The sequence below is a fragment of the Microbacterium sp. bgisy203 genome, assembly GCF_057706945.1.
Genome location: NZ_JBYIPF010000001.1, coordinates 387647 through 406856 on the forward strand (window position 1 = coordinate 387647; position 19210 = coordinate 406856).

The 19210-nt window shown below is 64.7% G+C and carries 22 protein-coding genes and 1 tRNA gene; 12 read left to right on the forward strand and 11 right to left on the reverse strand.

From position 1 onward, the window contains the following. Positions 1 to 63: 63 nt before the first annotated feature. On the reverse strand, positions 64 to 966 hold the full coding sequence (locus AC3ENQ_RS01915) for a ketopantoate reductase family protein (protein ID WP_286958785.1): 903 nt from the start codon (positions 964 to 966) through the stop codon (positions 64 to 66). 115 nt (positions 967 to 1081) lie between these two features. On the opposite strand from AC3ENQ_RS01915, the gene AC3ENQ_RS01920 reads away from it, so the two are divergent. Beyond that, positions 1082 to 1552: a GNAT family N-acetyltransferase gene (locus AC3ENQ_RS01920; protein ID WP_431801153.1), complete on the forward strand. Its 471-nt coding sequence runs from the start codon at positions 1082 to 1084 to the stop codon at positions 1550 to 1552. On the opposite strand, the gene AC3ENQ_RS01925 is transcribed toward AC3ENQ_RS01920, so the two are convergent. After that, complete coding sequence (locus AC3ENQ_RS01925) at positions 1549 to 2049, reverse strand: LysE family translocator (RefSeq protein WP_431801155.1); 501 nt, start codon at positions 2047 to 2049, stop codon at positions 1549 to 1551. The genes AC3ENQ_RS01920 and AC3ENQ_RS01925 overlap by 4 nt on opposite strands. Positions 2050 to 2391: 342 nt before the next feature. Between AC3ENQ_RS01925 and AC3ENQ_RS01930 the strand changes: the two genes are divergently transcribed. Together AC3ENQ_RS01930 and AC3ENQ_RS01935 are read left to right on the forward strand one after the other, a co-directional pair. Continuing rightward, on the forward strand, positions 2392 to 2916 hold the full coding sequence (locus tag AC3ENQ_RS01930) for a PadR family transcriptional regulator (protein ID WP_431801157.1): 525 nt from the start codon (positions 2392 to 2394) through the stop codon (positions 2914 to 2916). Beyond that, on the forward strand, positions 2909 to 3982 hold the full coding sequence (locus AC3ENQ_RS01935; protein ID WP_431801159.1) for a BtrH N-terminal domain-containing protein: 1074 nt from the start codon (positions 2909 to 2911) through the stop codon (positions 3980 to 3982). The genes AC3ENQ_RS01930 and AC3ENQ_RS01935 overlap by 8 nt, the downstream gene beginning before the upstream one ends. A 368-nt stretch (positions 3983 to 4350) precedes the next feature. Here AC3ENQ_RS01935 and AC3ENQ_RS01940 read toward each other — a convergent pair whose 3' ends face one another. Beyond that, the gene (locus tag AC3ENQ_RS01940; protein ID WP_431801161.1) at positions 4351 to 4593 is read right to left on the reverse strand and encodes a hypothetical protein; all 243 of its coding nucleotides are present in this window, start codon (positions 4591 to 4593) and stop codon (positions 4351 to 4353) included. Then, positions 4590 to 5090 carry a recombinase family protein gene (locus AC3ENQ_RS01945; RefSeq protein WP_431801163.1) on the reverse strand — a complete coding sequence of 167 codons (501 nt, stop codon included), beginning with the start codon at positions 5088 to 5090 and terminating at the stop codon, positions 4590 to 4592. Before AC3ENQ_RS01945 ends, AC3ENQ_RS01940 begins: the two co-directional genes overlap by 4 nt. 211 nt (positions 5091 to 5301) lie before the next feature. Between AC3ENQ_RS01945 and AC3ENQ_RS01950 the strand changes: the two genes are divergently transcribed. The 3 genes from AC3ENQ_RS01950 to AC3ENQ_RS01960 are packed head-to-tail and all read left to right on the forward strand — an operon-like array spanning position 5302 to position 8629. Next, positions 5302 to 6330 (forward strand): tyrosine-type recombinase/integrase, encoded by a 1029-nt coding sequence (locus AC3ENQ_RS01950; RefSeq protein ID WP_431801165.1) that lies wholly within the window; start codon positions 5302 to 5304, stop codon positions 6328 to 6330. Positions 6331 to 6335: 5 nt separating this feature from the next. Then, on the forward strand, positions 6336 to 6665 hold the full coding sequence (locus AC3ENQ_RS01955) for a helix-turn-helix domain-containing protein (protein ID WP_431801167.1): 330 nt from the start codon (positions 6336 to 6338) through the stop codon (positions 6663 to 6665). Then, a complete protein-coding gene (locus tag AC3ENQ_RS01960) occupies positions 6662 to 8629 on the forward strand; it encodes a hypothetical protein (protein ID WP_431801169.1) in 1968 nt (655 codons plus the stop codon). The genes AC3ENQ_RS01955 and AC3ENQ_RS01960 overlap by 4 nt, the downstream gene beginning before the upstream one ends. 67 nt (positions 8630 to 8696) lie before the next feature. Here the strand turns inward: AC3ENQ_RS01960 and AC3ENQ_RS01965 are convergent, their stop codons facing one another. From AC3ENQ_RS01965 to AC3ENQ_RS01975, 3 genes are all read right to left on the reverse strand, one after another. Further along, positions 8697 to 9614, reverse strand: a complete 918-nt coding sequence (locus AC3ENQ_RS01965; protein ID WP_431801171.1) for a hypothetical protein — start codon at positions 9612 to 9614, stop codon at positions 8697 to 8699. Further along, the gene (locus AC3ENQ_RS01970) at positions 9611 to 11182 is read right to left on the reverse strand and encodes an HsdM family class I SAM-dependent methyltransferase (protein WP_431801173.1); all 1572 of its coding nucleotides are present in this window, start codon (positions 11180 to 11182) and stop codon (positions 9611 to 9613) included. The genes AC3ENQ_RS01965 and AC3ENQ_RS01970 overlap by 4 nt, the downstream gene beginning before the upstream one ends. 452 nt (positions 11183 to 11634) lie before the next feature. Further along, the gene (locus tag AC3ENQ_RS01975) at positions 11635 to 12306 is read right to left on the reverse strand and encodes a winged helix-turn-helix transcriptional regulator (RefSeq protein ID WP_431801175.1); all 672 of its coding nucleotides are present in this window, start codon (positions 12304 to 12306) and stop codon (positions 11635 to 11637) included. Between the two features lie 69 nt (positions 12307 to 12375). On the opposite strand from AC3ENQ_RS01975, the gene AC3ENQ_RS01980 reads away from it, so the two are divergent. Both AC3ENQ_RS01980 and AC3ENQ_RS01985 read left to right on the forward strand, forming a co-directional pair. Then, entirely contained in the window at positions 12376 to 12762 is a 387-nt protein-coding gene (locus AC3ENQ_RS01980) for a hypothetical protein (RefSeq protein WP_048544915.1), read from the forward strand. Next, on the forward strand, positions 12759 to 13091 hold the full coding sequence (locus AC3ENQ_RS01985; protein WP_147051082.1) for a TfoX/Sxy family protein: 333 nt from the start codon (positions 12759 to 12761) through the stop codon (positions 13089 to 13091). The genes AC3ENQ_RS01980 and AC3ENQ_RS01985 overlap by 4 nt, the downstream gene beginning before the upstream one ends. 232 nt (positions 13092 to 13323) lie before the next feature. Here AC3ENQ_RS01985 and AC3ENQ_RS01990 read toward each other — a convergent pair whose 3' ends face one another. Beyond that, positions 13324 to 13983: a hypothetical protein gene (locus AC3ENQ_RS01990; protein WP_431801177.1), complete on the reverse strand. Its 660-nt coding sequence runs from the start codon at positions 13981 to 13983 to the stop codon at positions 13324 to 13326. Positions 13984 to 14945: 962 nt separating this feature from the next. Here AC3ENQ_RS01990 and AC3ENQ_RS01995 point away from each other — a divergent pair. Continuing rightward, positions 14946 to 15221 carry a helix-turn-helix domain-containing protein gene (locus tag AC3ENQ_RS01995; protein ID WP_431801179.1) on the forward strand — a complete coding sequence of 92 codons (276 nt, stop codon included), beginning with the start codon at positions 14946 to 14948 and terminating at the stop codon, positions 15219 to 15221. Here the strand turns inward: AC3ENQ_RS01995 and AC3ENQ_RS02000 are convergent. Together AC3ENQ_RS02000 and AC3ENQ_RS02005 are read right to left on the reverse strand one after the other, a co-directional pair. Next, positions 15187 to 15804 (reverse strand): recombinase family protein, encoded by a 618-nt coding sequence (locus tag AC3ENQ_RS02000; protein ID WP_431801181.1) that lies wholly within the window; start codon positions 15802 to 15804, stop codon positions 15187 to 15189. The genes AC3ENQ_RS01995 and AC3ENQ_RS02000 overlap by 35 nt on opposite strands. Next, entirely contained in the window at positions 15761 to 16357 is a 597-nt protein-coding gene (locus AC3ENQ_RS02005) for an ATPase, T2SS/T4P/T4SS family (RefSeq protein WP_431801183.1), read from the reverse strand. Before AC3ENQ_RS02005 ends, AC3ENQ_RS02000 begins: the two co-directional genes overlap by 44 nt. Positions 16358 to 16463: 106 nt before the next feature. Here AC3ENQ_RS02005 and AC3ENQ_RS02010 point away from each other — a divergent pair, with 106 nt between their 5' ends. The 3 genes from AC3ENQ_RS02010 to AC3ENQ_RS02020 all read left to right on the forward strand — a co-directional run bounded on the left by AC3ENQ_RS02010 (position 16464) and on the right by AC3ENQ_RS02020 (position 18365). Then, on the forward strand, positions 16464 to 17318 hold the full coding sequence (locus AC3ENQ_RS02010; RefSeq protein WP_431801185.1) for a formate/nitrite transporter family protein: 855 nt from the start codon (positions 16464 to 16466) through the stop codon (positions 17316 to 17318). Between the two features lie 9 nt (positions 17319 to 17327). Beyond that, positions 17328 to 17409, forward strand: a tRNA-Leu gene (locus AC3ENQ_RS02015). A 125-nt stretch (positions 17410 to 17534) separates the two neighbouring features. Next, positions 17535 to 18365, forward strand: a complete 831-nt coding sequence (locus AC3ENQ_RS02020) for a DedA family protein (protein ID WP_431801187.1) — start codon at positions 17535 to 17537, stop codon at positions 18363 to 18365. Here the strand turns inward: AC3ENQ_RS02020 and ku are convergent, their stop codons facing one another. Further along, positions 18366 to 19178: a non-homologous end joining protein Ku gene (ku, locus tag AC3ENQ_RS02025; protein WP_431801189.1), complete on the reverse strand. Its 813-nt coding sequence runs from the start codon at positions 19176 to 19178 to the stop codon at positions 18366 to 18368. Between the last annotated feature and the right edge of the window lie 32 nt (positions 19179 to 19210).

The window sequence follows — 19210 nt, forward strand, 5'->3', positions numbered from 1 at the left end:
TTGCCTAGCCCGCGTGGACCTGCCATGCCATTCGCGGCAAAGTAGTGCGTTCCGAGCACCCGCTCAGGTGCCGGCCAAAGGAGCGAGCAGCTGGCGGTAGAGGCCGGGGCCGTGGCCCGCGAGGTCCAGGGCGTGAGCGGCCACGGCCCGCTGTTCGGTGGTTCGGGTCGCGGTGGCATGGGGGAGCATGGACACCTGCACGACGGGTCGTGACAGCTGCGCAGCCCAGTACAGGGCGGCGATCGGCAGGGGCACCCGGCCGAAGATCATCCGCAGGTTGCGCGGTGTGATGCGAGCCCCCTGCGCTTCGAGGGAGTCGAAGGCCTGTCGCATGGCCCGAACCAGCAGGACAGCGCCGCGCACTCGCTGTGATCGCGTCTCCAAGGGCTGCTCCAGGACCAGGGCGGCCATGGCGGCCACGAACACCGTGTGGGTGTCCAACCAGGCGTGCATGTCCGGCTCGGTCCGCAGGTGGGGGTCGATCGCGCCGAGCAGCTGCGACGCGAACTTGGAGCCGGCTGCCCCGCCCTCGACCACGGTGGGCTGCTGCCCCACCCGGTGGGCGGTCACCTGCCCGTCCTTCACGCCGCCGCCCACACCGGAGAAGCACCAGACCAGCCGGTCGCGGCCCAGGCGATCCTCCACGTCACTGCGCAGCTCGAGGGGGTTGGTGAACATCCAGACCCACCCAGCCGGGCTGGCTGCGATGTCGTCCAGGGCCGCAGCCAACTGGTCACCGCGAACGGCGACCAGCAGGACGTCGCAGTCTGTCACTTCCGGTGACTTCGTCACGGCCACGTCGGGCGCAAGGATCCGGCCGTCGAGGCCCACGAGCAGTCCATGGCGGCGCAGGTCGACGAGTCTCGATCCTCGTGCGGTCAAGGTGACCTCGTGACCGGCGTCGGCCAGCAGCGCCGCGTAGACCGATCCAACGACACCTGCCCCGAGCACCCTCACACGCGCCATAGTGCGAGCCTATGCGCCAGGAGGTGTCAACGGCGGGTTGAAGTGAACCCTCTTGCGACGACTTAAGACGGACCCCCCGTGTGCCTCGCCTGTCGGGTCTGGTTGACTGTTTGAGGTGATCGAGATTGCTGAGGCTGACTTCGATGATCCGGGTCTGACGGTGTTCTTGCAGGAGCACTTGGATGACATTGCCCCGACGGGCCCGCAGGAGAGCCAGCACGCCCTGGATGTCGGTGCGCTACGAGGCCCCGGGGTGCGGCTGTGGGTAGCCCGTGACGGCGACGTGACGGTCGGCACGGTCGCACTGGCTGCCTTGGCTGAAGGACATGAGGAACTGAAAAGCATGCGCACCGCGCCAGCCCGCCGTGGTGCAGGGATCGCGTCCCGGATGCTGAACCATGTGCTGCAGGACGCCCAAGGTCGTGGGGTGAACCGGGTGTCGCTGGAAACCGGGAGCATGGACTTCTTCGCCCCCGCGCGTGCGTTCTACCGCAAGGCTGGCTTCACCGATTGCCCACCGTTCGGCAGTTACGGTGCCGATCCGAACAGCGTGTTCATGACGCTGGCACTGCGGCCTTCGGTTTAGAGCTTGGCGCCGGTGGCGACCGTGTAGGTGCCGAGCCCGATCTGAATGGCTCCACCGGCTGTGCGGAGCCGTCCGATGCGCCGAGGGCTTTGAGTGAACCAGGCTCGGGCGGTACCTGCTGCTATGACCCACGCGCTGTCACCCGCGACCGCTACCGCCGCGAAAATCGTTCCAAGCAGCAGCATTTGGGGGACGGTGGATGCTCCGGATGGAACGAACGCAGGTAGCAGCGCGTACAGGAAGATCAGCGTTTTGGGGTTGGTCAGCCCGACCGTGACACCGGTGCGGAAGTCGGTCAGCAGGAACTGCTGTGGGGTATCGGCAGCCTCCATGGTGACGTGACGGTGGCGGATCGCCTCGATGCCCAACCAGATCAGGTAGCAGCCGCCGGTGACCTTGATGGCGATGAACGCCCAGGTGACCGAAGCGAGTACGGTGCCGAGCCCGACGGCGATCACGACATCTTGGGCGAACACACCGACGCCGTTGCCGAGCACGGTCGCCAATGCGCTGCGCGCCCTGCGCTGAGGGCTCGGCCGACGGTGAACACAACGCTAGGCCCGGGAACGGCGACGATCAGCAAGCTCACCGGCACGAACGCCAGCAATGCCGAGAAAGAAATATAGCCGCTGCCATGCGGGCAGGATAGTTGTGATTCTGTCGGTCTCATCGGACACCGATTGTCGGCGGCCGTGAGCACCATTTGGCACCGCCGTCGGGTCGAGTGTCGACGAGATCTGACACCACCGTCCCGGGGGCCTCAGCTGGGGGCGAATGCGCCCGGCCCGGTCTCCAGGTGGGTCTCCGATGGCCAACTATTCTAGTGCTAGAATAGTTGGGTGGAATTGACTCCTGCCGAACTGACCGTGCTGGGCCTGATCGTTGAGCACCCCCGGCACGGCTACGACCTGGAACAGGTGATCGAGCGGCGCGGCATCCGACAGTGGACGGACATCGGCTTCTCATCGATCTACTACGTGCTCGCCAAGCTGGAGAAGCGCGGCCTCATCGAGGCCGCCGAGGGCCGTTCTGGCGTGAAGTCTCGGCGGGTGTTCCAGGCCACTGCGGAGGGGTGGCAGATCGCCGCAGATGAAGCCGTTGCGTTCATCGCCGATCTTCGGGCGGTCCCACATCCGGTCCTCGTCGGACTGGCCAACTTGCCGCTGGTCTCGGAGCGCGCCTACGACGAGGCGCTGCGCAGCAGGCTGATTCAGCTCGAGGCCAGGATCGCATCAGTCATGGAAGCCGAGCGGTCGCAAGCTCCCCTCCCACGCCCCGCACGGGAGGTCTTCTCCTACTCCCTCAGCCTCCTGGAGGCGGAAAGGTCGTGGCTCGCCGAACGAGTCCAGGTATCCGATGAGTGACAAGGCCGAGCTCAAACCGCCCGACAGGACGATCATCGACGGAGTCTCCACGGCCGGCGGCTCGCACTGCGAGACGACGGCGCTCGGCGTGCTCCTGCGACATGCCGGACTCGACCTCTCCGAACCGATGCTCTTTGGGTTGGGGAGCGGGCTGTCCTTCATCTACTGGGACTCGAAGCAACAGGAGCTGCCCTTCCTGGGCGGCAGGGTGAAGCCCTTCGTGCTCGCCCAGAACCTGACCCAACGGCTGGGGCTCGAGCTGCGCGTGCAGGAGACCACCTCCGCACGTAAGGCGTGGGACCAGGTCCGCTCCTCGATCGACGATGGGATCCCCGTAGGGCTACAGCTCGACAGCCATGACCTGGAGTACTTCGGATCCCGCGTGCACTTCGCCGGTCACGTCGTCGCCGTGTACGGCTACGACGCCGAGCGGGCCTATTTGGTCGACACCGCGCAGCAGGGCGGAGCCGTGTCCACGAGCCTGGAGAGCCTGGCCAGAGCGCGAGCCGCACGCGGGCCGATGTCGGCCCGCCACCGGTCCTTCACCGTGAAGGTGGCGGTGCCGAACATGGATGGCGGGCACCTCATCCCAGCGATCATCTCCGCGATCACCGCGTGCGCTGAGGACTTCCTGACGCCGGCGATCGCCAACCTCGGCAACCGAGGAATCCGCACAGCAGCCAAGCGCGTGCACTCGTGGTTCGATCGAGTCGAGGACCCCGGCCGCAACCTCACAGTCATCGCCACCCTGATGGAACGCGCGGGCACCGGAGGCGCACTGTTTCGCAACCTGTACCGAGACTTCCTGACCGAGTGCCACGGACTACTCGAAGGCAGGCCGGGCGCGGACCTCGTAGAGCAGGGAAGGGATCTCTTCGCCGAATCCGCGCTGCTCTGGACGAGCGTTGCCGAACTCATCGAGAAGGCAGGTGCCTCGGGTAGCCCGGACCATCTCGCCAAGGCGAGTCAACTGCTCGATGACATCGCGACGATCGAGACCTCCGCGATGACTGCACTCGGCTCCCTGACGAAGTCCGGGCCAGACCACTCCCCACGGCGCTCCTAGACGCTATGAGTGGTTGAGCCTGAGGCCTCCGCTCGCGTAGACCGTGGGTTGCGAGCCGGTCTTCCGGCTTCGCCTATCCACATACGTGAGGGAGGCCCCAGTTGATATCTGAGCGTACGAGTGTCGGGCTGGATGTGCACGCGCGGAGCGTGGTCGCGGCCGCCGGGTCGTGTTGGTGAGGACGACGGGCACCTCCCACAGCTGTTCCAGCACGCGATCCTCCACCACCAGCGGTGCGGTCACCTCCAGCCGGATGCCGGCAACATCAGCGGGCAGAGAAGGTGAGTTCTGGGCGCGCAGTAGAAGCCATGCCGCGAGGACGAGAGCAATCGCGGCAATCAAGAGCGCCGGCCACGAGTTGCCGGGCATCACTCCTCCGGTCTCTGCAGCAGCTCAAGCCAGCGGCGGAAGGCATCCTCCGCCGTGGCCTTGTCGAAGTGTTCTCCCAGCCGCACCCGCTGCAGCGGTATCCCTTCCATCTTCAACTCTGCCTCGACAACGATGCCCGTCGCGCCGCCCTTGTACACCGGCATCACGCTCACCAGGTGGGTCACATTCACCCACAGCTGCGGCACTCCATTGGCGTCCGGGACGGGAATCAGATGAATCACTGCTCAACCTTTGCTCGGTGCCTGGCGGCTGCTCGGTAGACCCCGCTGCGCGAGATCCGGAAAACACGGGCGAGATCCGCGGCGCTCTGCGCACCCTCATCGAGTGCCTTCGCGATCGCCGCATCCGTCTCGGCAGGGATCGACGGCTGCCGGCCCTTGAGCTTCTTCCGCACGCTCGGCCGCGCCATCCCCTCCTGTGTACGCAGACTGATCCACCCGCCCTCAGCCTCAGCGATCGCCGCGAGGAAGGTGAGGAACAGTTTCGACCACGGGTCGTGCGGGTCGTACACGGTTTGCCCCATCTGGAAGATCACGCCCCGCTCGGTGAGCTCACGCACGATCTGCAGGGTGTCCTCAACGTTGCGGGCCAGCCGGTCCATCTTCGGCACCACGAGGGTGTCACCCTCACGCACCGCCGCAAGCGCCTGGCGTAGCCCCTCCCGCTGCGCGTTCTTGCCCGTGAAGCCGACGTCGCTGTAAACCGTAGCCAGTTGCATCTGACGCATCCGTTCGAGGTACCAGAGGGCCTGCAGTGAGTCCCAATTCGGTGGCCCGTTCCCGAGCTCCAGGCTTGCATTCTGGACCGCTCAACGCAATGATGCATCTAACCAGACAATGATGCAAGGAAGGACACCGGTGCGCGGACCCGTCAACAGCGTTCAAGGAGCGCTTCCGCGCATTAATCCCGAGCATGTAGCGTGGACGGAGATGGTGCGCGGCTGGGAGCTCCAGCAGCGATCGCGCGGGTTGAGATCAGAGACGATTCGGCAGCGGGTCCAGAGCATTAGGCGCTTTCAGGAGTGGTCGGGTGAGTACCCCTGGACTTGGCGCCCACAGGACGTCGAGGAGTACACCGCACATCGCGCCTCTCGCAAGAACCTGCGCCGTACGACTCTGCGTCACGATCACGAGACGATCCGCATGTTCTGTGGGTATCTGATCGACCCTCACTACGAGTGGGTGTCCCGCTGCATCGCCGAGTTCGGGAGCGCGCCTACGCAGATTTGCTACAGCTGGAATACCACCAGGCATCTGTCCGAGTTCGAGTCCGGCGGCGAGCGACGTCCCTTCTCCGTTCCGGAACTTCAGCGCCTATTCGACTGCGCAGATGAGCGCGTCAGCGCCCTGATCCGCGACCAGCGCAAGGGCGCTCTCGGCGCGCTACGCGATGCACAGTTGCTCAAGACCACGTATGCGTTCGGGCTGAGGCGGCGGGAGGTCGTCGGGCTCGATCTAGTGGATCTGCATCCGAACCACCTCATGCCCAGCTGGGGGCCGTACGGTTCGGTGAGTGTCCGATGGGGAAAGGCATCGGCGGGCGGCGGCCCGAAGCGACGCACGGTCTTGCTCATCCCAGAGTTCGACTGGATCATTTCTGGGATGCGACAGTGGGTCGAGGAGGCACGTCCCCGGTTCGCACCCGGGGATCTGTCCGCGTTGTGGGTAACTGAGAGAAAGACGCGCATCTCGGCGCATTACCTCGATAGACGGTTCGCCACCATCCGTGATCAAGCCGGGCTACCGGAAGAGCTCACCCTTCACAGTCTCCGACACTCGTTCGTCACCCATTGCATCGAGTTTGGCTATGCAGAGCGGTTCGTGCAGGAGCAGGTGGGGCACGCCTACGCCTCCACGACGGCGATCTACACGTCGGTGAGCAACGACTTTAAGAACCGGGTGTTCCAGAGCGCCATGGCAAGGGTGCTCCCGGCAACGCCCGACGGGGAGGGAAGCTAGAAGCGATGCGCACAATCGAGACCACCTGGCACCTTCGTGAGTTGATGTCACAGCAACGCATGTTTCAGACGACAGCGCTGCAGCCGCTGCTCGCGGAGCGTGGAGTACGGCTCTCACGTGAACAGGTGTACCGGCTCGTCGCCCACACTCCGCAGCGTCTCAACATCGAAGTGCTCGGCGCGCTATGCGACATCCTCAACTGCTCCCCCGCAGATCTCATCAGCGTCCGGGCGAAGGAAGCGCTCGTCGCTGTAAATGACGGCGAGCAGACACGAACTCCGATCGGCAGCCTCCGGCCCCCACGAGCGGAGCTGCGCGATCCCGGCGCCTCATGACGGATCCCAACCCACCGTGGCGGGCGCTGATACTCGAATGCGTCTCGCTACTCGAACCGGTGGTCACGGACGTGACCGAGCAACAGCTGTTCCACGCATGCCTCGAAGTCACTAGCACCAGTCTCTACAGCGCGCAGAAGCTCAAGAAGTCCCTCACCGCGCTGCCTCCCAATCGCATCTTCGACAACGTCGAGGCCGAGCCCTGCGTTCAACGCCTTGCGATCGCGATCTGCAAGTACGGGCACTCAACGATGGCGCTCCTGCCACGATGCCCCGGCTGTGGGGACCGCGGGCTAGTCTCAGGGGTTCGCGGAAGCGAAGCGAGACTCTGCGTCGCGTGCAAGCGCGGGAGGGCTCCAGAAACCTGCTTCGCCTGCGGCGATCGTCGGCGCGTGCACGCCCGGCTCGGCCGGATCCCCTACTGCGAGGACTGCTGGACTCGCGCAGCGTTCACGAAGCTGTCGCAGCGTATCCCGCGACCGTGCCGCAAGTGCGGAGCAACCACGCGCTCCGGCGAACTCTGCCCGGCCTGCAACAAGCGACCCAGCGGCTACTGCGAGATGTGCAACATGGAGAAGAAGCACATCCGGCTGCTCCCGACCCGGACGGTGTGCGAGTCCTGCGTGCAAATGGCGATCCGCTACCCAAAGAAGTGCGATCGATGCAACCGCCCCGCCGTGTGCTTGTTCGGCCGATTCCCTGAGTGGCTGTGCGCGTCGTGCGTCGGATTCGGCAAGCCGTTCGCCTGCGCAGGCTGCGGACACGAAGACGCCGGGAGGCAAGGCAAGCGCTGCTTCAAGTGTAAGAAGCCCGCAGCGATCGACCGAATCCTCGGGCCAGACCTCGAGCGATTCGAGCCGCTCCGGCGACTCATCGATCGCCCCGGAATCCACGCGAGAGCCGTCGTCGAATGGTGCGAGGCAAGCCAAGCCGCCGACATCCTCCGACGCATGACCCACGGCGAGATCCCCGCGACACTCGAAGCACTCGACGCTATGCGCGCATCACGTGCAACCCGCCAAATCCGCGCGCTCCTCATCGAATCCGGACTGGACGAAGACGACAACCCGGACCTCGGCCAGTACCGCCGATGGTCACAGATCCACCTGCAGGAAATCGCGAGCACGAGCGATCGTCTACTACTGCAGACCTTTTCTCGATGGCATCTGGAGCGAAGACTCGAGGAATACGCACCCCGGACGCGCGGCGCCGACAACGGTCGCTACCGCCGCGCCCGCGACGAACTCATCCGCGCAACAGAGGCGGTTGGAACTCTCAGGAACGCCGGGAAGTCCCTCCAGCAGGCGACTCAACACGACGTCGACGAGCTCCTCGCCGGCCGGCCCTACCCGCGTCGGCTACTTGTCGGGTTCCTCCGGTGGGCACACGAGAACACTCCCGTGACCTACGAGAAACCGTCATTCCCGCGCCGCAATGCGCCGCACGCGAACATGAGCGCCAGCGAGCGGTCGAGGCATATTGCACGCCTTCTGAACGACCAGGCGATTCCGCTCGCGACCCGAGTCGGCGGACTATTCGTCATCGCGCTGGGCCAAACGCTCGCGCGCACCGTGGCCCTGCGGACCACCGCTCTCGCGCGCACGGACGGCAACTGGAAGGTCACATTTGGCCGCGAGCAGCTGACCATCCCCGCCGGAATGAGTGCCCTGCTGGCAACCCAAATCCGACGAGCGCACGAAACGCGCGTGGGCACGGAGCCATGGCTCTTCGTCGGGTACGCACCGGGCCAACACTTGACCTCGGGAGCACTCGGCTCGGCGCTCAATCGCGTCGGCATCAACGCTACTCAAGCCCGAAATGCCGCACTCCGAGACTTCGCTCAAGAGGTCCCCGCGCGCGTCATTGCGGACCTACTTGGTCTCTCCCCGGGCTCAGCAGAGCGGTGGGCGCAGGTCTCCGGACGCACATGGAGCAGCTACCCCGCCATGCGAGCTGCCACCTAGAGGATCAGTCGTCCAGAGTTGTCATTTGGAGTACTGAGGGTGAGGAACCAACGATGACGTTGGCTAACTAGTCGTCGTCGACAACGCCGAGATATACATGATGGATTCCGTCGCGCGCGAGTTCACGGGTGAACTCGGTCCGCAGCTTTTCGATGCCCTGGTAGTAGTCACGGAATGCCTTCGACACCCGGCCTGCCGCCTTTGAGTCTGTAGGCCAGGGAATATTGATCTCCAGATAGCGCCGCCCGACGTCCTCGCGGTTGGTCTGCATGAACACCACCCGGTCCCACTGTGACCGAACTGAGTTCAGAGAGAGCGCCCACATCAGGAAGAAGTTGTCCGCCGGCGCGAGATCTGCGGCCCGGAGGATCAGGACCTCCTTTGTCACGACGATGTCCTGCTGGCCGGGCATCAGCATGGCGAAGTCACCGATGTTCTTACTCGCGCGAACCGGGGTGATCAGATCGAACGGACGCAAGCCCGAACTCTCGCCTCGCCAGAATCGCTCCGCGACGACTAGAGGAACCATGTTGGTCGGGTTGATGTTCACCTGGCCGGCGCGAATATCCGAGACTTTGATGTATGGGAAGGTTCCGTCGCGTACATCTGCTGAGGGTGATCCGTGACCGGGGCGCGCGAGAATGAGCTTGTCCTCGATCAAGCTGCCAAGCGAGCGCACTTCGAAGCCGTCATAGCCGGGCTTACGAAGCAGATCACTTAGCTCTGCTGTGTGCCGATCGTTGTAGTAGCTGGGAACAGCGAGCGAGAAGTCGTCGTTCGGGATCCACCGTGAAGTAGCCCCGGTACGTTCACCCAGCAAAGCCTCCACGTCTGCAGCGACCTTGTCGTCGACAGTCGCAGTGCGCTTGCCAGTGGTGGAGTCGATCGCGAACAACGTGTTGCCATCCTTGTTGATACCGACAGTGTCGGCGAAGGATACGAAGACTTCTCCATCTCGGAACCAGCTTGGCTTGTGAACCATCATGCGACCTTTTCCATCACGTAGAGGTTGGTCTTGGCGCGGCAGAAACCTTGGAACGCCTCCATCGGAATGTTAACCACCCCTCGCAGGGCGAATCGGGCGTTGATCCAGTCGCGGAGGTAGGCGTAGCTGGATGAGAAGAAGTACGTCTCAGGGAGAATGATGCCGAGGCGCCCCCCGTGACGAAGCAGGCGATACGAACGCTCGAGAAACACGAGCCCCAGCTCGAGGTCCTTGTACTTATCGCCTCCGGCGGCCTTTGAGAGGGTGTACTTGTTGACTTCGCAGTCCTTGGCCGCAATCTTGAGGTTCTCGCCGAACGGGGGGTTGGTTAGCACGACCGTAAATGCCCCATCGCGCATTGCGGTGCGGAGGTGGGGATAGTCGGTCGCCCATCGATCCTCCCGCAGAGAGTCACCGATGTGGATATTGACCGAGCCGTCGCCGAGGACCATCATCATTGCGCGGGTGAGCTTGATGTTGATGCTGTCCTTGTCCACGCCATACACCTGTCGGTGCGCCCACGTTCGCACGTCAGCATCTGAGCCGATTCGGGTCGAGACGTCCCGGAATGCCTCGATCAGAAAGCCGCCTGTGCCGCAAGCAGGGTCAATGATCTGATCATCCGGCTGGATGTCCAAGATTCGGACGGCCGCTCGAACAACCCTGTCGGGAGTGAAGTACTGGCCCTCGCCGGCCTTCAGGTTCGCCCGACGGAAGACTTGAAATGCCGAGCTGACGGCTTCGGCTCCGACCTCGAGCATGTTCCAGCCTGACCACGCGTACACGATTTCCTTGATCGTGTGGTCGTCGAGGAGCAGTTGCGGCGCCTGCTCCTCGCGGAACACCTCCTGGCGACGTTCGACAAGCTGATCAAACTCGTCCCGGATGTGCGAAGCGGTTTCTGCTTCGGTAGCACGAAGCTGAAACATCAGCGGCTTGCTCCTGACGAGCTTTCCGTTGGTGTCCGACTCGAGCTTGAGAAGCAGAAGGTTGCACAGCTGGTCGAGTTGCATCTCAGACCGAGTAACGACGGAGTCGCGCGCGACAACCAGGTCAAGAAGTGCCTTGAACGAGACCCTCAGGTCGGACTCTGTAGGTACGGTGAGGTCGCGCCATGTCAGAGCGCGACCACTTGCCTGTTCGAAGTCATCTCCCGGCGTCGGGAGTCGAAGTTCGTCGTGCTTCGTGGTCTTGAACTTGCCATCGGGCAGCTTCCAAACGGTTGCCGACTTCGTGCCGTTCGTCCATACGCCGAATCTCGCACGCGGTTCACGGGCGAGATAGATCTCGAGCTGTGAGACACCTTCGGAGAGAGTCGGCTTCTTGAATTCGAACAGGCCCAGCACGTTCTGCCAGTCGGTCGGCGCCTCTGTGTCCTCGAAGAGCACGAGATCGACGGGCCAGCCCGAGAAGCCATGCCCGCCTTCCCTTCGCGCCGCGTCGCTAGGGCTTTGGGGGACGCGCCACTCCGGCTGCCACTGAATCTGCCGCTCGTCCCAGCCGAGTACGCGCAGCGCCTCCGCTACGGGCAAGCGCACCTGCAGATGCTCGGGGCCTGTGAGCGCCATGAATCTCCCTTATCGAAGGCAGGCGTGCCGATCGCGCGCCTTTCCGCAAAGCTCTACGTTACTGGCGCCAACAGACATTGCTGCCTCAATTGGCGTTCCCCCATTGCGACGGTGGCCGTTGCGGGGAGCGCTCGCGACGCGTCGCGGATCCAACCGTCTCGCAAACCCGTCTCAACAGATATCCGGATGAGGGAGCGGCAAGTGAGACAGCGCCTACGGCAGACGGCGTCGACCCGTCATGTGACAACGCCCTTCCGTGGTTGGCCTTTGGCCGCAGGAAGTTCTCGAGCGTGAAGCCTTCACCAACAGTTGGCGACCCAGTGCGCAGGTCAGCAAGCGGAGCGATCGCGCGAGGAGCTTCCATCCCGCAAGAGAACCGCGCCTGAGCGTTTTCGTCGCACCGGCCGGAGGTTCAGATCAACACTTGAGCCGTGGTCAGGCGCCGACCTGGTCTAGATGTACTGACCGGAGACATTAGTTGACGCGGGCGGGGGCGGTGGGAGCACTCGCGTCAAGGTTGCGGCATCACCAGCGACATGCACACCTTGGGCGATAGCAATGGGTAGGGGCATTGCGCCTTGCAGGAGGGCAACCAGGATCGGCCCCGGCCCTGTTATCGCCGCCAGGGGGCTGGCGTCGCGCCGACAGGGGGCCACCGTGATGGTGCCTCCGGCTGCGGTGAGGTCGAAGCCGTCGTCGAAGGTGCCGAACCGGATGACGACCGCGGGATCATCCGGTCGGTGATCCTTGAGGAGGAAGCGAGCTGGCTGGCTGAGCCAATGCATTTGGAAGATCGCGTCGCTCGGCGCATCCGGAACTGTCGGGGCACCCCACCTCAAAAGCTCACGCAGCACTCCGTCCAAGGCCCGGCCGCGGTCGGTGAGCTGGTATGTCGGCGTGCCCGAGGTGCCTGATGAGGGCTCGCGAATCACGACACCGTTCGTCTCGAGGTCCCGCAGGCGTTGGGTGAGCAGGTTCGTCGCAATGCCAGGCAGGCCGCGCTGCACTTCACCAAAGCGCAGTTCACCCCCGATCAGGAGCTCCCTCACGATCAGGAGAGTCCACCGGTCGCCGACGACATCCAGCGCGCGGGCGATCGAGCAGAGCTGACCGTAGGACTTCACGTGACCCCCTTGACTTTCTCAAGTATCTGCTTGAAAGTATCAAGCACCATTGTCACACCAAGGAGAGTCATGCCTGCCACGCTGTCTTCCGAAGCGCCACAGGTCCTCAAGGACTACTACCGGATCCTCGAGTCCGGCACCGATGACTACCAGGACGGGGCCACCCTGCGGCCCCTGCTTGGCGACCACCTCGACTTCACCGGCTCCCTCGCTGGACATCTCCCCGATGCGACCGAGGGCTTCCTGATCGGCGTAGCCGGCTTCATCGGGACGGTCCAGGAGATCGAGATCATCCATGACGTGCACAGTCCTCACGGATCGGCCGTGCTCTACACCGCAACCATGCCCGGCGGCCCGATGACCTTCGCGGAGTTCTTCACCTTCGACGGCGGGCGCATCACGTCCTTGAACCTGCACTACAGCGGACCCGAGTACATCGAAAAGGGCGGGCGATGACGGCCCAGAAGGACCTTGTCGAGCGGGTACGTGAAGCGCTAAGTGACCGCGACCCTCGCGAGGTGCCGATGTTCGGCGGCGTGTCCTTCATGGTCGAGGGACGCATGGTCGTCGCCGCGCGCCGGGATGGAGCGCTCCTGCTACGCATTGATCCCACGGCCGCGAAGGATCTGCTCGCGCGCCCCGGCTGCCACCCCGCGCTGATGGGGACAGACCGCCCCATGGGCGACGGCTGGATCAGCGTTGAGCAGGCTGCCCTCCAGGGGGCCGGGCTCGATGCCTGGCTCGAGCCGGCACTCTCCTTCCACGAAGCGCAAGACGCCAAGTAGAGCACCCTCCCCACCCCCATTCATCGGTGGCCGGCCGCAAACGCGGCCGGCCACCGATCTATTTCAGGAGACACCTTGAGCCATCGCAATGCCGCACTGACCCCACGCCATCGGAAGGTCTTCGAAGACAGACAGCCGATTCGCGTACTCGTACTGATTCCCGACTGGGAGATCGTCGGGTCGTGGCAGTGCCCGAACCAACGTGGGGTCGGGCCGCGTCCGCTTACGCGAGTCAGGCGACACTGTGGGAGCTGCCAAGCTCGTCATCAGGCTCGACAATGCGCTTCTGAAGCTCCAGCCACTGGCGCAGGTCGATGATCGGGTTCGACTCCGGCACGATGCTCAACTGCCAGTCGTCGAGCCGTACCGAGTTGGCGTCGGCGAGTCGTTTGGTGAAGTCCACAGCCAAGTCCACCAGTGCGGCGGACTGCTCGACCGAGAACTCGACTCTTATGCCGCCCTCAACGGAGTCATCCTTGATAGCGTCCAGGGCTGCAATTAGGCGGTCAAGGACGGCCGCGGTCAAGGTGCCCTCCTGGATCGCTCCAAGGTAAGCAGCTAGCGCCTCGTTGTACTCCACGACAGAGGCCGGCACCTCGGGCTCAGCTGGCTTCTTGCTCTTTGCGACAGCCCATATCGCAACAGAGCCAACGGCAATCACCGTGGCGGTTCCGAGTCCGATGAGCACCTTCGGGTTCTTGAGCGCCGCCCCGATGGCGAGCGTGGCGCCGCCCTCTGGACCAAGCTCCTTGATAGGAGGTGCGACCTCCTTGAGGTGCATGATGATTTTCGTTCCATCTCGCACCACGCTTCCAAAGCGCATGTACTCGCCCGATAGGAGCCCCGCGAGGATGTCGTCTGGAATCTCATAGGCGACAGGAACGACCGTCATCTTCTCCCCGTTTCCCAATCAGCAGATGGCGCTGAGTGTAGCGGCCTTGACACAAGCAAGTACTGAAGAAACTCGCGACCAACGCTGGTGGGCCAGTTGCTCTTTCTGAGGCCCGACCCGGCGAAAACGAGCGGCTTTTCGCCCGATCCAGCCACGTGCTACGGCGCTCTGGGGAACCCTCGCCGCACCACGCCGTGGCCGTCCTTCGACGCGTCGACGCCGTGGACCCGACCGACCGAACTGCGACGGCCGCGCTCGACCTGGAGCCTCGCGAAGCTCACGTGGCACTCCCCGATGCATGACACAACCGGACGACTGAAGCGCGCACAGGTCGCACGGCCACGCGCGTTGAGCCCGGATGCTTCGTGCGGCCTAGCTTTCACACGCTCCATGCTGACGGCGGTCTACGCACTCCGCGCCCTCCGGCAAGGATGACACCTACCGTTGCCTGCACATCCCTTGAGCTGGCCAGGGCAAGCACCAGCGCGCGCATGACATCGGTTCGCGGCACCCGCGCAACGCCAACTTGGTTGGCAACCTCGTCGGCGTACCGCGCCAAGTAGTCGTACAGCGGCTGAGCGACATCGAACACCACTCGTGCTGTCACCGGCGGATCCGCTGCGCACGAGCCGACGTCGGTATCGTCTCGCACCGATCCCTGCGTCCGCCGGTTTGGGCGTCTAGCGCGCGGGGGCGGCTGCGGCATTGGATTCAACTGACGCTCGCCTGCGCCCGAGGGCGGTGGGGCTACGCCCGCGACACTCGCGCAAAGCTCGACCAGCACCTTGTCACCTAGGCAGATACGCACCGCGCCGGCTTGGTCAGCGGCGACCGTGATCACTGCTGGGCTCGATCCGTTCTCTTGCGTCATCGGACGCATCAGCCTCACTCTCCGACGCAAGAATTCACGATGCATAACTAGTAGGGCTGACTTTAGTGCACTATTGCATGGGAATGGTCTGGTGCCGGTCCCCGCCTCTCAAACGACTCCTGAGCAGCGCTCCGCGTGGAAGGAGGCGCGAACTCTGGTCGGTCACGCAGTGCGCACCGCGCGGCTGAGTGCAGGACTCACGCAGGAGGCACTCGCGCTGGAATCCGGCGTGACAAGAAACATGCTGATTCACCTTGAGCACGGTGACCGCGGGATCAGCTTCGAGCGTCTATACGATCTCGCGAACGCGCTCGGGATCGAACCCGCCCACCTCATGCCCGCTCCCGAGCGGAATCCCGATCAGTGACGCCCTCCGTCGTCCTCGCCCGCTCGAGCTCGCGATAGACCGTCGCACGCGAGATGCCGAACAGCTCGCAGATCTCCTGCACTGAGTGAGTTTGCTTCGCGTGTAAGTCCACCAGCAAGGCTCGCTGACTTCGCGTTAGTTTCGGCGCTCGACCACGTAAGCGCCCCTTCGCCCGAGCAACCGCCATGCCTTCGCGCGTCCGTGCCCGGATCAGGTCGGATTCGAACTCAGCCACCATCGCGAGGACGTTGAACAACAGACGACCGATCGGATCGTGCGGGTTGTGCACACTGGTTCCTATCTGAAGCACGACGCCTCGAACCGTCAGATCCTCAACGATCTCCGAGGCGTCCCGAACCGATCGGGCAAGACGATCAAGTTTCGTCACAACTAGGACGTCCCCGTCACGAACGGCAGCAAGCGCCTCCCTTAGTCCTGGGCGGTCACGCGTCGCCCCCGATAGGCCGTGATCGACATAGATCCGATCAGGATCCACGCCAAGGGTGGCAAGCTCGCGACGCTGAACTTCAAGGTCTTGCTCAGCCGTCGAACAACGCGCGTAGCCCACCCGCAAGGCGCTCACGATGAACGCTCCAGGACGGGGACGGCCACGAACTGTGCCCGATCGAATATGGAACTCTGCCAGTATCGGGGATCGCGACGTGAAGACGGGACCCGTCCGGCAGCGACGCGTCGACGAACGGCTGGCTCAAGTCGATGCGCCGTCCGGTGGCGTGGAGCATCCGCTCGACGAGGTCGCGCACCGTGTCCTCGGTCAATCGCAGGGCGACGCGCTCGCTGCGTCCCGCCCGGGCGACGAAGACGGTCGCGGGATCGTTGATCCAGATCTCCTCGACCTCGGGGTCGTCGAGGAGCGCCTGGAGCGGTCCGTACCCGGACACGCGGGCGAGGACGTCGCGTACGCATCCCGACTCGTCATCGATGACCTCGAGACCCCGCGCGAGGGCGAAGTCGTTGTGGCGGCGCACCTCGGCGAGCGCGATCTGGCGGGCCCGTTCGGGCGTGCGCAGCGGGTCGGCCTCTTCGCCGCGCAGACGCTCGCGCACGCGCTCGGCGACGGCCTGGACGGCGGATGCCGCGGCGGCAGATGCGGGCGGGGGGACGGTGAGGCTCACCCCGGCATCCTGACAATGTCGCCGCCCGCCGCGCCGGAGTTATCCACAGCCTGGACGCCCGGCGGCCCTTGACGCTGTGGTCTGACCACAGGTAGACTGACGGATCGTGCTGACGATACCCGAGACCCTCGACGTGCAGGCGGATGCCGCCGTGCACAAGGCCGACGCGCTGCGCTCGCCGGGGCGCTTCCTGCTGTCGGGCATGCTCGCCGGAGCCTACATCGGCGTCGGCGTGATCCTCATGGTCTCCACCGCAGGCCCCCTGATCGCTGCGGGCGACGGTCTCGCAAAACTCGTGAGCGGTCTCGTCTTCGGCGTCGCGCTGACTCTCGTGGTGTTCGCGGGCGCCGACCTCGTCACCTCGGCGATGATGACGCTCCCCCAGGGCGCGCTCATGCGCGCCGTCACGCCGTGGCGCGCGGCGGGGACGATCGCCGCGACCTTCGTCGCGAACCTCCTCGGCGCCCTCGTCTTCGCCGGACTCATCGTCGCGTCGGGCGTGCTGCACTCCAACGCCCCCGCCGGGAAGATGCTCTCCGACATGCTCGCCGCAAAGGCGCAGGAGGGCCCCGTCGAGCTGTTCGTCCGCGGCATCCTCTGCAACCTGCTCGTTTGCCTCGCCATCTGGATGTGCGCGCGCGTGCGTTCCGACGTCGCGAAGATCCTCCTCATCTTCGCCGCGATCCTCGCGTTCATCTCGTCGGGCTTCGAGCACGTCGTCGCCAATATGACGACCTACGGAGTCGGGCTCTTCTCCGGCGACCCGAATGCCACGTGGGCACTGTTCGGCACCAACCTCCTCTGGGTCGGACTCGGAAACCTCGTGGGCGGAGCCGTCTTCGTGGGCCTCGGATACTGGATCATCGGCGGATCGCCGCGCCGCGCCCGCGCCGCCGCGGCGACGAGCACGACCGCGAGCACGACCGCGACCGAGATGCGCGACAGCGCCCCGGTAGACTGAGCACTCCTCGCGGGAGTGGTGAAATCGGCAGACACGCAGGATTTAGGTTCCTGTGCCTTCGGGCGTGTGGGTTCAAGTCCCACCTTCCGCACGGCGTGACCCCTGTGAATATCACGGACGGTCACGGCGCTCGCACAGGGATGAATCGGGGCCGCTCAGGCTACGCTCGAAGCGTCTGCGTCGCAGACCCTACCCCTGCAGACCGATGGGACCCTCGTGCACTCTCTGGCCCTCATCCCGTGGCTCGATCCCGAGAACATCATTAGCGCCGCCGGTCCCTGGGCGCTCGCCGTGGTGTGTTTCATCATCTTCGCCGAGACGGGCCTGCTCGTCGGGTTCCTCCTCCCGGGCGACACGCTCCTCATCATCTCGGGCCTGCTCACCCACACGAACGACATCTTCGGCGTCAACATCTGGGTCGTGTGCACGCTCATCGCCCTCGCCGCGTTCGCGGGAGGCGAGGTCGGCTACCTCATCGGGCACAAGGGCGGGCCGGCGGTGTTCGAACGCAAGGAATCGGGTCTGTTCAGCCGCAAGAACGTCGAGCGCACGAACGCGTTCTTCGAGCGTTACGGAGGCCTGACGGTCATCCTCGCCCGCTTCGTCCCGATCGTCCGAACGTTCGCGCCGGTCGCCGCGGGCGTCGGGCACATGCCGTGGCGCCGCTACTCGCTCTACAACCTCATCGGCGCATTCCTGTGGGGCTTCGGGCTCACCATGATCGGCTACCTCATCGCCTACATCCCGTGGGTTGCCGACCTCGTGACGAAGTACATCGACCTGATCCTCCTCGCCGCCGTCGGCGGCACCGCGCTCATCACGCTCTGGCACTACCTCTCCGAGCGCCGCAAGGTGAAGAACGAGGTCGCGGAAGGCGAAGCGATCGCGGACGACGCCGAGGCCGTCGCCGCGCTCGCGCTCGACCCCGAAGCATTCGAGGCAGCGCCGGAGGTCCACCGCGTCGCTCCCGAGGTCTTCACGGAACAGGACATGTTCGCCGAACAAGATGACGCCCCACGACCGGCCCCGCAGGGCGACGACCGCTGATCAGGACGCCGCGCCCTCCCGCGCCGCGCGACTGCGCTCGACGCTCGCCTTGAGCGCCGCCATGAGGTCGATGACCTCTTCCCCGGCATCCTTCTTCTCCGCCTGGTCACCGAACGTCTCGGACGTGTCGAGCGCGTCGCCCTTGTCGAGCTTCGCGTCGATGAGGGTCCTGAGCTCCTGCTGGTACTCGTCGACGAACTCGTCCGGATCGAAATCGCTCGAGAAGCTCTCCACGAGGGATGCCGACAGCTCCAGCTCCTTGGCGGAGATCTTCACCGGTTCGTCGAGCGAGGGGAAGGATGCCTCACGCACCTCGTCGGCCCACAGGAGCGTCTGGAGCACGAGGACGTCGCCGCGCACGCGGAGGGCGGCGAGGCGCGTCTTCTGGCGGAGCGAGAACCGCACGATCGCCGTGCGGTCGGTCTGCTCGAGCGTCTTCCGCAGGAGGACGTATGCCTTCGGCGACGTCGAATCGGGCTCGAGGTAGTACGCCTTGTCGAGCGTGAGCAGATCGATCTGGTCGCTCGGGACGAACTCGACCACCTCGATCTCGCGACTCTTCTCTGCGGGCAGCGAAGCGATGTCCTCGGCGGTGAGCACGACGGTGCGCTCACCGTCGTCGTACGCCTTGTCGATCTCGGCGTAGGGCACGACCTCACCGTCGAGCTCGCAGATGCGCTGGTAGCGGATGCGCCCGCCGTCGGCTGCGTGCACCTGATGCAGCGGAACATCGTGGTCTTCAGTTGCCGAGTACACCTTCACCGGCACGTTGACGAGTCCGAACGTGAGCGCACCCTTCCAGATCGTTCTCATGCTCCCAGTGAACACCGGCTGCGCGGGCCGGC

Coding starts and splice junctions, on each gene's coding strand:
- AC3ENQ_RS01965 (WP_431801171.1), bottom strand. CDS start 9,614: ATGATGGTTCACAAGCCAAGCTGGTTCCGAGATGGAGAAGTCTTCGTA.
- AC3ENQ_RS01970 (WP_431801173.1), bottom strand. CDS start 11,182: ATGGCGCTCACAGGCCCCGAGCATCTGCAGGTGCGCTTGCCCGTAGCG.
- ku (WP_431801189.1), bottom strand. CDS start 19,178: ATGAGAACGATCTGGAAGGGTGCGCTCACGTTCGGACTCGTCAACGTG.
- AC3ENQ_RS01935 (WP_431801159.1), top strand. CDS start 2,909: ATGAGTGACAAGGCCGAGCTCAAACCGCCCGACAGGACGATCATCGAC.
- AC3ENQ_RS01990 (WP_431801177.1), bottom strand. CDS start 13,983: ATGACGGTCGTTCCTGTCGCCTATGAGATTCCAGACGACATCCTCGCG.
- AC3ENQ_RS01985 (WP_147051082.1), top strand. CDS start 12,759: ATGACGGCCCAGAAGGACCTTGTCGAGCGGGTACGTGAAGCGCTAAGT.
- AC3ENQ_RS01980 (WP_048544915.1), top strand. CDS start 12,376: ATGCCTGCCACGCTGTCTTCCGAAGCGCCACAGGTCCTCAAGGACTAC.
- AC3ENQ_RS01945 (WP_431801163.1), bottom strand. CDS start 5,090: ATGCAACTGGCTACGGTTTACAGCGACGTCGGCTTCACGGGCAAGAAC.
- AC3ENQ_RS01955 (WP_431801167.1), top strand. CDS start 6,336: ATGCGCACAATCGAGACCACCTGGCACCTTCGTGAGTTGATGTCACAG.
- AC3ENQ_RS01915 (WP_286958785.1), bottom strand. CDS start 966: ATGGCGCGTGTGAGGGTGCTCGGGGCAGGTGTCGTTGGATCGGTCTAC.
- AC3ENQ_RS01960 (WP_431801169.1), top strand. CDS start 6,662: ATGACGGATCCCAACCCACCGTGGCGGGCGCTGATACTCGAATGCGTC.
- AC3ENQ_RS01950 (WP_431801165.1), top strand. CDS start 5,302: ATGGTGCGCGGCTGGGAGCTCCAGCAGCGATCGCGCGGGTTGAGATCA.